The 14,454-nt window shown below is 67.8% G+C and carries 10 protein-coding genes; 8 read left to right on the top strand and 2 right to left on the bottom strand.

What is annotated here, in order from left to right; all coding sequences use genetic code 11:
- The first annotated feature begins 33 nt into the window (after positions 1-33).
- The 8 genes from C5E41_RS14305 to C5E41_RS14270 all read left to right on the top strand — a co-directional run bounded on the left by C5E41_RS14305 (position 34) and on the right by C5E41_RS14270 (position 11,472).
- Positions 34-1,983 carry an AfsR/SARP family transcriptional regulator gene (locus C5E41_RS14305; protein ID WP_104376332.1) on the top strand — a complete coding sequence of 650 codons (1,950 nt, stop codon included), beginning with the start codon at positions 34-36 and terminating at the stop codon, positions 1,981-1,983.
- 880 nt (positions 1,984-2,863) lie between these two features.
- A complete protein-coding gene (locus tag C5E41_RS35735; protein ID WP_104376331.1) occupies positions 2,864-4,012 on the top strand; it encodes an ATP-binding protein in 1,149 nt (382 codons plus the stop codon).
- A gap of 44 nt (positions 4,013-4,056) precedes the next feature.
- On the top strand, positions 4,057-5,736 hold the full coding sequence (locus C5E41_RS14295; protein WP_104376330.1) for a VWA domain-containing protein: 1,680 nt from the start codon (positions 4,057-4,059) through the stop codon (positions 5,734-5,736).
- A gap of 78 nt (positions 5,737-5,814) precedes the next feature.
- A complete protein-coding gene (locus C5E41_RS14290) occupies positions 5,815-6,714 on the top strand; it encodes a hypothetical protein (protein ID WP_104376329.1) in 900 nt (299 codons plus the stop codon).
- 102 nt (positions 6,715-6,816) lie between these two features.
- Positions 6,817-7,716, top strand: coding sequence for a hypothetical protein (locus tag C5E41_RS14285; RefSeq protein WP_104376328.1), 900 nt, complete (start codon positions 6,817-6,819; stop codon positions 7,714-7,716).
- Positions 7,717-8,051: 335 nt separating this feature from the next.
- Positions 8,052-8,825 carry a hypothetical protein gene (locus tag C5E41_RS14280; protein ID WP_104376327.1) on the top strand — a complete coding sequence of 258 codons (774 nt, stop codon included), beginning with the start codon at positions 8,052-8,054 and terminating at the stop codon, positions 8,823-8,825.
- Positions 8,826-8,932: 107 nt separating this feature from the next.
- Positions 8,933-9,364, top strand: a complete 432-nt coding sequence (locus tag C5E41_RS14275; protein ID WP_104376326.1) for a hypothetical protein — start codon at positions 8,933-8,935, stop codon at positions 9,362-9,364.
- A gap of 614 nt (positions 9,365-9,978) precedes the next feature.
- On the top strand, positions 9,979-11,472 hold the full coding sequence (locus C5E41_RS14270) for an ATP-dependent nuclease (RefSeq protein ID WP_104376476.1): 1,494 nt from the start codon (positions 9,979-9,981) through the stop codon (positions 11,470-11,472).
- A gap of 90 nt (positions 11,473-11,562) precedes the next feature.
- On the opposite strand, the gene C5E41_RS14265 is transcribed toward C5E41_RS14270, so the two are convergent.
- The gene (locus tag C5E41_RS14265; RefSeq protein ID WP_104376325.1) at positions 11,563-13,062 is read right to left on the bottom strand and encodes a cutinase family protein; all 1,500 of its coding nucleotides are present in this window, start codon (positions 13,060-13,062) and stop codon (positions 11,563-11,565) included.
- A 152-nt stretch (positions 13,063-13,214) separates the two neighbouring features.
- Positions 13,215-14,225: a C40 family peptidase gene (locus tag C5E41_RS14260; protein ID WP_104376324.1), complete on the bottom strand. Its 1,011-nt coding sequence runs from the start codon at positions 14,223-14,225 to the stop codon at positions 13,215-13,217.
- Between the last annotated feature and the right edge of the window lie 229 nt (positions 14,226-14,454).

Here is a 14,454-nt window from a genome sequence, read left to right as displayed (position 1 = left end):
GCCGAACTCCGACGTTGTTTGTGTGTGGTGGTAATGAGTTCGCGCGCACCACATTCCGGTCATGACGAGGGTCGCGGATTGTTGATCGCTGTGGCGGGAGTGGCACCGGGATCAGGCGTCACAACCACCACGGTCGCGCTCGCACGTACCTGGCCCGGACCCGATCCTGCGGTAATCGTCGAAGCCGGCCCCGCGGGCGGGCGCCTCGCGAATGCGATCGGAGCCGACCCGTACCGGGGGCTGGCGAGCATGGCCCGCGCTGCAGCTGCCGGCACCCCGACGAGGGCACTGGAGTGGACCGAGCACGTTCAACTGCTGCCCGGTGGCGTGGCTTTTCTCGCCTCGCCACCCGGACCTGATCGGGGCCCCCGTTCCGCGTGGACCGCCGCGCTACTCACCGGCGACTACCACGGTCCGCCCACCAGAGATCTACCGAGCTGGAATCGTGCTGGTGCGATCGTGATTGCGGACTGTGGGGCCCCGGAGCCGGGCTCGGCCATCGCCTCGATCCTGGACCATGCCGACGCTCGCCTGCTCGTCGTGCACGCCGGCCGAGACAACCCGGCCCACGCCCGGCGTCGGATCCTCGAACTCACCGCCACTGGTGGTCGCCGCGCGGTCCTGCTCATCGACCCCGACTCCGGCGGGGACTACGTGACCGAGCTCGGGCTCCCGATCATGGCTTATCTGCCCGCCGATCCTGGGATTGGCGCCGCGCTGCTTCGCCGCTCCCTGCCCTGGACTCGCCGCAACCAACTCCTGCCCGTCACCCGCCTCATCGCCACCGCGATCGATACCCAGCTCCGCCCAACTCCGCCAACATCCATCGAGACCCGGAACGGCCGCCCCCCAGCACGACATCACCTCTTCGGCCGCCGCCCCGGGACCCGCCCCACGGTCTACCGGATCGACCTCCCCAACCACCCCGGCACCGGCCGCGCAGGCATCGGTCACCAGAACCGACACGACACCAATAGCGCCACAACCGCTGCGGCGCAGCCCCCTTCCCCATCAGCTCCCTCGCCCGCACACGATGTCCCGCCTGAGCTGCGGTCACCCTCGACCGATCATGGAGCCGACTCCTCCGCGACCGCCCCCACTGCTGCGCGCCACGCTCGGTTGGCGCCACTGCCGCGCGGCGAGCAGAGCGACACCACCTCGCGCCACGAGCCCGCTGTGGCGCCAGATCCCATGCTCGCCTCGCCTGCAACCGCTGGCGGGCATCTTCTCGTGGTGCAGCTGTTCGGGCCGACACAACTGTGGCTGGACGCGGCGGACGCCCCGCGCAATGAGATCACCGGCCGGCTGCAGCCCCAGAGCCTCGAATTGCTGGCGGTGCTGGGGCTGCATCCCGGCGGAATGACGCGCGACGAACTGCTCGAGGCGCTGTGGTCCGGGCATCTGCCCGCCAAACCGAACAACGCGCTCACCAACGCGATCAGCCGCCTGCGCATCGCCCTCGGCTCGGCCACCGGCACCGACGGCCACACCGCCGTGCAGGCCACCCAGGGCCGCGCCCGCTATCGCCTCGATCCCGCGCACGTGCGGGTGGACTATTGGGACTTCACTGGGGCCGTCGCCGCGCGGCGCCGCGCCGCCACCACCGAGGAGCGGGCGGCGGCATGCCAGCGGATCATCGACATCGCCACCGCGCCACTGGCCCTGGATCTGAGCCAGCCCTGGATCGAGCCGATGCGCGAAGCCGCGCGCCGCGACGCACTCAATGCTCTGGGATGGCTGGCCTCGCACACCGTGACCACCGACCCCCGCACCACCCTGAACATGCTCGAAACAGCCGCAGAAACCGATCCCTACAACGAAGCCCTCTGGCAAGACATCCTGCGCCTGCACGCCAAACTCGGCGAATACGACGCCCTCACCCGCACCTACACACTCCTCAGTAGAAAACTCACTGAAATCGACGCCACCCCCAGCCGCGAAACACAACAACTCCTCCACCACCTCCAGCACACAACGAGATGAACCATCCCGCCACCCAGTCGATACCTCGACAACCGCCCCCCGCCGGCGAGCAATCATACGACACCGCCCGCTCCGGCCGTTCGAGAACGCGGAATCGGAAGAGTTGAATACCACGCGAGAAGGCGCGACGAGGAGATCGTGTCAAATGGCGTAATTGACTGCGGCGCAAAATCGTGGCCTACAATATGAATGGGTCGATTTTTTCGGATTTCGAAGCGCGTTCTGCGGGCGTGTCGATGCGTGTGAAATCAAAAATCAATGCAAATTTCGAGTGCTTCGAGAATGGCATCGCGGCCTCGTTGATGCATTCGTACTTCTGCGTTGCTTGCGTCCCATTGCCTGCGAAGTTGGTCCGGGGGCTATGCGGGGGGCTATACGGGGGGTTGTTCGGTGGGTTGCTCAAGTCAGCCCACCTTGCTGCGGTAAACGTGCTGGTAGATGCGCACTCTGACGCGTCGGGGCGGCCCAGGATCATATACCCCAGAAACGTAGGTACATGATCCTCGGCGCTCCGGCGGCCGACATATCGCCCCGCATCCTCAACGCTTTATCCCTGGCGTATACCTCCTTTCGTTTTCTTTCTTGTCCGCTGCCAACTGCTTTTTAAATTGGCAGTTTCCTTCCTTTGTTGATGGGCATCGGCCGGCCGCGTGTGACGCGTTTCGTTCCCGAATTGCGCCGCCAATTCCGCCTGATTTCGGAAAAATTCTCGGAAATTGCGTGGCTTTGGGGTTGTGCGCGCACAGCGAGTCGAGTTAGCGTCGTTTCGTTCCCGGGAAATTCCGGGGATTCCGAGAATCCGAATGACGGTCTCGCCACCGCTATGTCAATAATCGCGGCGGCTGCGCGCATTCGAATAGGGTCCGAAATAGGAGACGAAATGACTTCCCCTACCGCTACCGCACCCGCGACGAGCACCCGTTTGGGTAATGGTGAATTGCGCCGCATGGTGGCGCGGGTGCTGGCAGATCACCCCGGCATCGAATACAGCCCCCGCGAGATCGCGAAACTGATCTCCCGCTCGTCCGGGGCGGTCGGTAACGCGCTGAAAACCCTCACCGCTGCCGGGCAGGCCGAACAAACCAGCGCAAAACCGCTGCGCTACCGCGCCACCGCCGACAGCGCAGCCGCTGCCGCCGGAGCCACCGCTCCCACTCCGGCCGCGCCCGCACCGAAACCGGCCACCCGCCCCCGTAAGGGCAAGCCCAGCGCCCCCGCGTCCGCCCCGGTATCGGGCAGGACCGTGCCTCGCCCGAACGGTCAGGACTACCACCTGCGCAAGCTCGCGGGCCGCACCGATGTGGATGTGCTGCGCACCATGCGCACCGCCGAGGTTCCGGTGCTGTTGTACGGGCCGCCCGGAACGGGCAAGACCTCGCTGATCGAGGCCGCCTACGGTGACCTGCTCACCGTGCAGGGCGACTCGGACACCACGGTCGCCGATTTCGTGGGCGAGTACACCCAAAATCCGGATGGCACTTTCGTTTTCGTGCACGGGCCCTTGGTCCGGGCGATGCGCGAGGGTCGGGTGCTGTTCGTCGACGACGCGACCCTCATCCCGCCGACCGTGCTCGCCTCCCTGTACCCGGCGATGGACGGCCGCAAGGAGATCGTGATCAAAGCCCACGGCGGCGAGGTCGTCAAAGCCGAGCCGGGGTTCTTCGTGGTGGCAGGGCACAACCCCGGCGTGCACGGGGCGATCTTGTCCGATGCGCTCTCGTCGCGGTTCGCGTTCCAGGTGCAGGTCGGCAGCGACTACGACCTCGCCGAACAACTCGGAGTCGAACCGAAAGCGGTCAAAGTCGCGCGCAACCTGGCCACCCGCAAGAGCGCGGGCGAGATCGGGTGGGCTCCGCAACTGCGAGAACTGCTGGCGTTCAAAAAGATTGCCGCCGCCACCGACCTCGCGACCGCTGCGGCGAACCTGGTCGGCACCGCGCCTGAGGACGACCGCGAGATCGTCGCCACCGTGGTGCGCTCGGTGTTCGGCACCGCCTACCAGCCGCTCGCGCTCGGCCCCCGCATCTGACCCTCACCACCGCCATTCCCGCCCGCCGAAAGGTACTGCCTGCCATGACTTCCCATGTGATCTCCGACCCGACCGCCACTCCCGCCACACCGCCGAGTACGGCGGGCTGGGAATCGCTGTCGGCCGCGATGACGGCCGAGGCCGCTCCGATCGCCGACCGCGACGACCTGATCGTGACCATCGCCCCCGGTGCCGCCCACGGGCACCCGGCGGTGTTCTTCCCCGCCCGCGCTGCGATCGAACTCGACGGTGACCTGCTGAAGGTCGACCCGCTCACCGTGCGCCCGGACCGCCTCGCCGACCGCGCCCGGTATGCGGCGGTGTGGGGCGCGTTCACTCACGAATGCGCCCACGCCCAGCACACCCGCTGGACTCCGCCGCCGGTGGCGAATCCGGCGGTGGTCGAGGCCGCGCTGCTGCTGGAAGAGTCTCGGATCGAGGCTGCCCAGGTGCGCCGCCGCCCTGATGACCGGCACTGGCTGCGCGCCTCGGCCACCGAGATCATCATCGGCGACACCGGCGGGCCGACCGCCGCCGCGTCCCTGCCCGCCACCGACTACGCCGCCGCCCACACCGCCGCCCTGCTGCTGGCCCGAGTCGACGGCGGGATCCTCGAACCCAGCGAGTGCGGTCCGGCCGCCGCCGCTGCCGAAAAGATCCTCGGTACCGCGAAACTCGACGCGCTGCGCGCGATCTGGCGCGAGGCACACGTCACCGCCGACGACGACGCCGCACGCATGCTCGAACTCGGGCAACGCTGGCTCGACATCGTCGGCCCCGACCCGCATGCCGACCCCGATCCGGAGTCGGTGCTGTCGGCCGCGATCGCCGAAACGGTCGCCAACATCGGCAAGGCCGTGGAGGCGGAACCGATTCCGGTCGACCCAGCCGACGCCGCGCGGGCTGCCGCGCGCGCCGAGGCCGCCGTGGAGGCTGCTGCTGAGAAGGTGGCGCGGCGCGTGTTCGGCCGGACACCCTCGCGGCGGCGCACCCGGGCACCGCAGCAGGATGAACGGTCGGCGGCGCGGGTGCTGGCTCGCGCGTTGAACAGCGCCAGCCAGCGCGAGCGTGCGGTGGTGAAAACGACCTCGGCGGTGCCGCCGGGCCGGTTGCGGATGCGGGGGGCGATGGCACGGGAGGCCCAGCGCGCGGCGGGGGCGATACCGACCGCCGAGCCGTTCACCCGCACCACGCGGCGCGCCACCCCGATCCCGCCCTTGCGGGTCGGCATCGCTTGCGACGTATCCGGGTCGATGACGGCCTACGCCGCACCGACCGCCTCGGCCGCCTGGATCATCGCCCAGGCCGCCGAACTCGCGACCATGCCCGCCGCGACCGCCACGGTCACCTTCGGCTCGAGGGTCTCGCCGATCACCTACCCGGGCACCGCACCCGCGAAGGTCACCGAGTTCACGTGCCCCGACGCCGAAGAGGCACTCGACGACGCGATCGACGCTCTCGACGGCGCGCTCGCGCTGTCTCGCCCGGAGAACACGAGGTTGCTGGTGATCATCTCCGACGGCTACTACGGCGGCGCCCGCCGCTCCCGTGCCCAACAGCGGATCGATCGGCTGCGCGCCACCGGGTGCGCGGTGTTGTGGCTGGCCCCCGACATCGAGTACCGCCGCCCGCTGGCCAACACCACGGTGCACGTGATCGGTGACCCGACCGCCACTGCCGCCGCGATCGCCAAGGCCGCCGTCACCGCTGTACGCAACGCCTGACCCCCTCCCTCCCGGGCGCGGTACAGCGCCGCGCCCGGGGGACACCGAGACACCCTCGATCACAAGGAGTTTCGCACCATGACCCGCGACAGGTTCGACCCCGACGACACCCTCGCCGAGTTCCGGGCCATCCGCCACACCGTCGCCGAGGCGATCGCCGCCTACAACCGCGACGAGCACCGCATCGAACGCGCCAGCGAGGCCGCCGACCATCACGACCGGCTCGAAGAGCTCTACCGCGACACCAGCGACCTCATGGCCGCCCTCGACGCCCACCTCACCACCGGCGGTCCGCTGCCCGTCGTCTGGGCCCGCACCACCCCCGCACCGCACACAGCAACGGAAACCAGCACCGCCACACACGAATCGAGGCACCCCGCCATGACCGAGCACCGCAATCACGACCTGCACGACTACGACCTCGACCCCGCTCACCTCGACGAGGTCGCGGTGAGCGAGCTGCGCGATGCCCGCGACCGGGCCGCCTCCGTCGGGGATCTGGTGTGCGCCCTGCGGGCGGACAACGCCCTCGAAGATCGCGACGCGCTGGGCCCGACCGGCCGCCGCCGCACCTGCCGCGCATGCCGCGACTGGGCCGACCACCTCCACGACCAGCTCACCGGCGAGATCATGCGTGTGGACCGCTGGGCCGCCGATGTCACCGGCGAGGATGTCGTCACGGCCGCGACGATCGCCGCTCAGGTGTTCGCGCTGGCCTCGGTGGCAGCGCCCGGCCAGTGGCAGGAGCTTCCCGAGGGCGAGTACCGGATCACGGTCGAGGTGAACACCACCGTCTACGACGTGATCGTGCCTGGCGACGAACCCGGATGGGACGGACAGCCCCGCTCGCCTTACATCGACTCCTTTCGGCCCGGACCGGCCGGGTGCCTGATCCTGCCGGTCATCCACGCCACCGCCCGCGCCACCGCCGCTCTGATCGAGGCCCGCCGCTATCTCACCGCCCGCTCGCATCGCTGACCCGCACGCCGTCCACCCTCGCCGCCCTGCCCAAAGGGGCGGCGGGGGACCGGCACCCACCACGCCAGACGAAACATCCCAGCACGGAAGGAACTCACCACCATGACCACGCACCCGCCCACCGATCCCCTCGCCGATCTCCACGCCCGCCTGGACGCCGCGCACGCGATGCCCGGCGGCCCGGCCCGCGAACGGGCCATCACCGAGGCCGCCCTCGCCGCGGTCGTCACCGAGATCGGCCGCCGCGCTCCGAGCGTGCACTATGTCGAGTTCGACTGGGCCCCCTACGGCGGGCTCGACGCGCACGCCTTCCTCGACAGCCGAGGCAATGAGATCGAGGTCCCTGGCCTCGCCGGCGACCTCGCCCAGTGGACCACGGATCTGCGCTCCCCGGACATGGCCGCCATGATTCCGATCTCCCCGCGCGGCCCGTTCCTGCTCGACCTCGAAGCCCCGCAACCCGTTCCGGCACCTGCCGGACATAGCTCCCCAGTACCGGCCGACTCGATAGCCGTTGCCGAATCCGAATCCACGGGCACGGTGCGCGGTGCCCACTGCCCGGTCCAGTTGGGGGACGAGGTCATCGACGTCGACGCACCCGATCTGCGGGCGGTGGTGACCACCTTGCGTTGTCGGCACGGCATCCTCCACGAGTGCGAGGTTGAATGCGCGCGGAGAGGACGCGTCTGGGTCCTGCCGTGGGAGTTGCTGCCAGCCGACGGCGCGAGTGAGCGATGGCATGAGCAGATGCGCACGCTCTACGCACTCCAGCGCGCCCACACCAGCGATCTCGTGCGACAAGACAGCCACGCGCTGGCCGACCGAGCCGAGGTCCTGTCACGCACCCTCGCCGCCATGGCCGTCACATTGCGGCTGCGGCAGCTCCCGGACTCTGACAGTGTGCGCGCCGAATTCGCTGCCCGCGACATCGACGAGGCACTGCAACGACTCAGCGAGCTGCACACCGAACTGGCGCGCCTCGACGAGTTCCGACTCGACTGACCATCCTCGGCAACACCGCCGCCAGTGCCGCCACCGCCTTACCGGCGGTGGCGGCTTCGCTCTGCTATCGCGGGAGAAATGGCGAGAAAGTCGAGACGAGTCGAATTCGACTCCAACAATGAAATTCCGGCCCGGAACCACGAGAAGAAATTCTGATCGCGTTATTTTCCTATGCACCGCTTGACATTGTCACCGGTATCGAGCGTTCATAGACGGGGAACACCACCGCATCGGCCCGGAATCGGGTGATACGGCGGGGTTTCTGTCCCGGCCGGGACATGATCCGCACACCCGCTAATTCCCTCGAATTCCCCAATTTTCAGGGAGGAACTGTCATGTCCGCACGAAAGAAGAACACCACGAAACGGGCGGCGAAAAACACCGCCCAAACCACGCCCGCACCGGCCACGAAACCGCCAGCCGATGCGCCGGTACTGCGCACCGACAGCGAGAAAGCGTTGTGGACCGCGCTGTGCGAATCCCCCGGAAACACCGCCACCGGACTGGCGGGCATCGCCGGAATCGCGGGCTCCACCGCCCGGCGCATCCTGTCCGGCTGGGCCGCCGCCGGTGCCGCGCGCCGCGACCGCGACCCCGACAACCCCCGCGCCGCCGAACACTGGTCGCCCACCGCCCCGGCCGAACCGGTCACCCCGGCCGAGACGACGAGCCCACCCGACACGGCGCAACCGGACGCGGCGACCGAGCCGAGAAGCGACACCGCCCCCACAGCAACCGAATCCGCCGACGACACCCCCACCGCTCCCGACCCCGCCACCGGCACGCAGGCACCGCCGGAACCCGCCGCAACAGCCCACACAGGGACCGTAACCGCCGCAGCCGCCGCCGATACCCCCATCGGTGACCCCGATGTGGCAGCGGCGCAGGAGGAGTCACCGCAGCGGCTGGCTCCGGGCGCGTTGCGCGGGGAAGTCGAGGACCACCTGCGCGATTCTCCCGGCACGGAATTCACGCCGCACGAGATCGGGAAAGTGTTGAGGCGCAGCAGCGGCGCGGTACACAACGCGCTGGTCAAACTCACCACGCTGGGCACCGCCCGCCAGACCTGCACCCGGCCCAAGAAGTTCGCGCTGGCTCCCGGCCAGTGACCTCGGTGGCGGTGCGCCGCACCCGCCACACGGCACCGGCGCACCGCCACCCACCAGACCGAACCGATTCCGTTCGCCTCACATTTCGAGAAAGGTTCTCACCGATCATGAACGCCCACACCCACACCGCCGCCAGCCAGGCCGCTCTCGCGGTCGCCTTGCACGAGGTGTTCGACACCTCCACCCACACCCCCGACAGTTTCGAACTGTGGGGAGCCATCGCTGAGGAAGCCGTACGCCACCTCACCGCAGCGGCGCCCACCTCGCTGCCGCAATCGCTGGCGGTGTTCACCGTGTACCGCAAACTGCGCACCGACGCCTGCTTCTACCCCGGCACCGGCCGGATCGAGGTCACCAGCGGGCCCCTGACGGGGACGTCGTATCCCGACTTCGACCACGCGGCCACAGCCGTGGCCAGCCACCATGCCGTCGCCGGGACCGTGTCCGGACCGGCGGTCGACCTGCCGACGTGGAGGCTCAACAGCGCCGCCCACCTGCCGGGCCCGTTCGCCCACGCCCTGCACACTGCCACCAGCTGACCGCAGCGAACCCAACCCGATGGCCGGTGGGGCCGAGAAGGACACCTTCTCGGCCCCACTGGCCATTTCGGTGCGCGCCACAATGCCCGGGATCGGCCGCGTCGCAACCGCATCCGATCCGGGCCGAACGCTGTTGCATTCGAACATGTGCGACAACAGGTTGGAACCAGACACGCGATAATCCACGAATCAGCCCGCGCCCGGGTCGGTCACCGGTCGGCACCGGAGCGGCCCCACCGTGCGGCGCCTCCGTCGGCAGTCCCGCCGGTGCAGCCCCACCACCGGCCGAATGACCCGCCTATTTGACCGATAGGAGGAAGGCATTCGTTTGATGCGATATTCGACGGACGACTTGCGTGGTGTGTGACTGGAGTTGCGTGTCGGTGAGGTCCGCTCTGTCCTCGATCAACCCTGTGCCTGCATTGTGACCGCGGTGTCGACCCCCGAGGGAGGCGCTTCCCCTGGCGTGCCGCACCCATCGATACTCGCCCCAGGCATCATCTAGCTAGCACAGCATTCGGTTACCGGTGCTGTTCGTATTGTCTGGCGGTGGAAAGATGGGGAGATTGGTTGCCGGTGACCTGGCAGAGGCTGGTCGCGCCCGAGGAGAGTTCATGGACGAGTACTACCGGAGCGAGATCCGTCAGAGTGAGATCAGCGGCTTGGAGGAGAAGGTCTCAAAGGGAAGTTACGGCAAGTATCTGAAGCGGGTCACCCTGCGTAAAGTGCGCGGATTCACCGATCGCACTGTGACTTTCGACTTTCCCGTCACCGCCGTCGTCGGTCCGAACGGCGGCGGCAAGAGCACTGTGCTCGGTGCTGCTGCTTTGGCATACAAGAGTGTTTCGCCTGGGCGCTTCTTCGCCAAAGGGGGCAAGCACGACGCGAGCATGCAGAACTGGTCGATCGAATACGAGGTGATCGATAAGGGGCTGAGCCCCCGAGGAACTGTTGCCCGTACGGCGCGTTTCAAGGAGTACCGGTGGAGTCGTGACTCCGTGCTCGACCGTGAGGTGAAGGTCTTCGGGGTGGATCGCACGCTCCCGGCGACAGAGCGTGCCCAGCTCAAGAAGGCTGCGAGGGCGGCATTTTCGGCACTCAAGCAGGAGCAGCTGCACCCGGAGGTAGCTGCGTACGTCGCGCGGATACTCGGCAAGCCGGTTCACGGCTTCGAACAGCTCTACGTTGACCAGGCTGGTAACGTCACGTTGTTCTCGGGTCGCACGCAAAATGACGTCGAGTACACCGAGTTCCATTTCGGGGCAGGCGAGGCCAGCGTCATCCGGATCGTCGCCGAGGTCGAGGCGGCCCAGGACGGTTCGATGATTCTGATCGAGGAGATCGAGAACGGCCTGCATCCGGTCGCGACACGACGCATGGTCGAGTACCTCATCGGTGTGGCCAAACGTAAAGGTTGCCAGGTCGTCTTCACGACCCATTCCAACGACGCGCTCGCCCCATTGCCACCGAAGGGTATCTGGGCGGCCTACGACGGCGAGGTTCTCCAGGGAAAACTCGACGTCCGAGCGCTGCGCACGATCACCGGTCAGATCGATGCCAAACTCGCGATCTTCGTAGAAGACAAGTTCGCCGAAACGATGGTCATCACGGCCTTGCGGGCTCATGGCGGGGTCGAGCTGGAGGCGGTGAAAGTGCACAGTATGGGCGGGGCCGATCCTGCAATCCAAGTCCACCAACAGCACAACCTCGACCCGACCAGGCAGTTCACATCGGTTTGCGTTCTCGACGGCGACCAAGCAGAGCGGGCGAGCAAGAGTGACCTCATTTTTTGTCTGCCAGGTGATGGCTTGCCAGAGGCACATGTACTCGATCGGGTCATGCAACGGCTGGAGGTGGTTTCACCCAAGCTTGCACTTCGATTGCAGCTGACCACGCATGACCAGGAGCGCGTCAAAAAGGTGGTACAAGAACGAGCCCTGACCAACTGGGACCGGCACGTCATATGGGAACAGATCGGCGATGAGCTCGATTTCCAGGCCGGCAGCATCGTTGCGGGCGCTTTTCTAGCCACATGGGCTGAGGAATTTCCGGACGAGGTCGCTCATCTGGTGGATGATCTCGGCGACCTCCTGCCGAAACGTGGATAGCGGGTCTGCGCGACCACGCCGCTTACTCCTGATCTGGGCATGACCTCGGTATCAGCGATTGTCGAATGTGAGTCCGGATAAAGCCTCTGCTCATTTGGTCGTGTCGATTTGGTTGATCAGCCAATCCAGCGCTTGCCCGAGGCCGGTGGTGTAGCCGTTCTGGTGCACGCCCGAGGTGGCGAATCGGGTCGCGTCGCCGCTTTGGCGAACGAGGTCGGCGAGGGCGGTGCTGGTGTCGGGGGTTGTGGTGGCGGTGAAGGTGTGCGCGAGCCCGGCCAGATGAGTGCCGGCGTTCCCGGTCAACGCGCTCGCCGCGGCGGCGGCGAGGTCGGCGGCGACCGGGACGAGCCCCGAAAGTGCGAGTGCGGCCCCGGCCGGGTTGCCGGTGACGAGTTTTTGTGCTGCGTTCCAGGCGATTTCCTGGGCTTGGCCTATGTCGGTGGCGAGGCGTGCGATGTCGAGGCCGGCCAGGATGTTCACGATCTGCGCCGCGACGTTGGTCCACCCGGAGGTGTCGAGCGGGGCGGCGAGGGCCAGGGCGCGGGCAACCAGGTGCAGGTCGATCCGGTCGGCCATCTGGACCAGCGGTGCGAACTGATTGTTCAGGTCTCCCGAGATCTGGTGCAGGCCGGGAAGGTTGCCGTTGGCGATCAACGCGGGCAGCTGAGCGAGGTCGTTGCCGATCGCGGGTAGGTCTGCGGCGAATCCGGACAGTCCGGAGAGGACGGTGACAACCTGCTCGATGATTTCGGACGGATCGAGCCCGGCGAAGGAACCCGCCGCGTCCAGGCCCGAGTCCGGGGCCGCTGGCGAGCTGGTCGCCGGGGCCGTTGTGGGAGTCGTGGTCTGGTCCGGGTTTTGGGTGGTGGCGGTGTCGTTGCTGGTGGGTGGAAGGTCGGTGCCGGTGAAGGCGTGGCCGAGGGCGGCGAGGGCGGGTGAGGCTTGCGGTGTGGTGGAGCAGTAGATGTCGCCGGTGGTGCAGAGGGTGCGGACTCGGTTGGTGAGTGTGCCGAAGTCGTGCTGGCGGGGGCCGGCGATGCCCTCGCCGGGTGATGGCGTCCCGAGCTGCGGGGTGTCGGAGTCGCGGCGTGGGTCGGAGATCAACGCGACCGCCCTGATCCGGGACGCGGCGATCGGGCCGCGGTTGTTGCCGATCTCGGTGGCGAGGTCCCCGGCGATGTCGGCGCCTTGAGAGTATCCGGCCAGCACTGCCCGCGTGGACGAGCACAACCCGCGCAGAAGCGTCGACAGGTTTTGTCTGCCTGCGGTTTCGGAGGTGCCGTACGGGACCGCCGAGGCCGGGTAGGAGAGCGTGCGCACCTCGATGTCGGAGCCGTAGTGCTGGCGAAGGCCCGCTCCGATCGGGGCGAGCATCCCCCCGAGCTCATCTGGGGCTTCCCCGGTGCCTGGGACGAGCACGGCTGTCCATCGGGGACAACTCGCTGGGCCCGATACCGGAGTAGCGGTGGCCGCCCCGCAGACCAGTACGGACACAGCGGTCACGACCGCCGCGACAACGGCGCAGATCAGAGTGGGGGCGGCGCAGCGGGTGCGAGCGCGTCGGTGCGTGGGGGCGGTAGTGGGTGTCATGGTGGACCTCCTGGTCTGTCGTTCTTGCGGGCGTGGGTGGGGCTGGAGTGACGTAGGGCCGAGGGGCGGGTGAGGTTGCTCACCCGGTGCGAAACGCGGTGTTAGAGTGGGCGATCGCGCGCAGAGCGTGGTGGGCTGTTGCGGTGTACCGGTCAGCTATCGGCACCACCTCGCGTTGCGGGTGTGGCAGCGATTCGCGCGGTGGGGCGGACGGCGCCGTAGTAGTCGTCGCCGTCGTATCTGTAGGCGCTGATCTGTACTGGCTGTCCGACGTCGGGTGCGTGGATCATGTGTCCTGCGCCGAGGTAGAGGCCGACGTGATGCACGTTGGCGGCGGTGCCGTAGAAGACGAGGTCTCCGGGTTGTAACTGGTTCTCCGGAATGCGGACTCCGATGTTGACTTGGTCGTAGGTGGTGCGGGGCAAGGTGATTCCGGCGGCGGCGTAGGCGGCTTTGGTGAGCCCGGAGCAGTCCCAGCCGCCGTCGGCGGGCCCGTTGCCGCCCCACACGTAGGGTTGCCCGAGCTGCGCGCAAGCGAACGAGATCGCCTGCGAGGCAGCGGTATCGGCCGCGCTTGCGGCGTGGCAATCGGCGTTGTCGGGTGTGGGTGTGGCGCGGTAGTGGGCGGCTTGGTCGAGGACTTGGGTGACGTAGGTGTCGGAGTGGTTGTAGGCGAAAATCGCTCGGTGTAGGTCGGCGGGTGCGCCGGAGTCGCACAGGTAGTAGGCGGCGGCGTGGATGGCGTCGCTGGGGTTGTAGCGCGAGTGCGGGCTCGCCCCGCCGGCGGGCAGCTGGTGGCGGGTAGTGACGGCGTCGAAGGTCGGGGCCAGAAATTGCATGAGTCCGCCCGCGCCGGCGAAGTTCTCGCCGTTTTGGGCGCCGGGGAGGGTGGAGCGGCCGTGGTCGGTTTCGACTTTCCCGATCGCTGCCAGCACCGACCAGTCCAGGCCGGGACAATCGGCGGCGGCCTGCTGGTAGAGCACCAGCAGATCCGAGGGGATATCGGCACGGGCGAGTGGGCTGGGCGTACTCTGCGCGCCCGGCGACGACCCGGCCCCGTGTACGGGCTGGCCGTAGATCACGACGGTGGTGACCACGGCGGCGATGACGACGACGAGGAACACGACCATTGCCGAGCCGGCCCCGAGTGTTTTGACCAGCATCGGATCAGCTCTGGTGCTCGAACAGCGGTGGTGGTGCGGGCAGCATGATCTGTCCGCCGAGGGTGATGGGTGAGTCCTGGTTCTCGTCGTGCGGCGAGGGTGTGCGGCGGGGCCAGGCGTCGGCGAGTTCGTGCAGGTGCAGGCGGTGGGTGTGGGTCGAGTCGATGGGGAGCCATATGCGGTCGGCGGGGCCTGTCTCTTATACACATCTGACGCTGCCGACGACTTA

This window comes from Nocardia nova (assembly GCF_002933465.1).
In the GTDB taxonomy this organism is placed as follows: Bacteria; Actinomycetota; Actinomycetes; order Mycobacteriales; family Mycobacteriaceae; genus Nocardia; species Nocardia nova_B.
The sequence above is the reverse complement of the archived record's forward strand: the minus strand, read 5'-3'. Positions and strand labels throughout refer to the sequence as shown.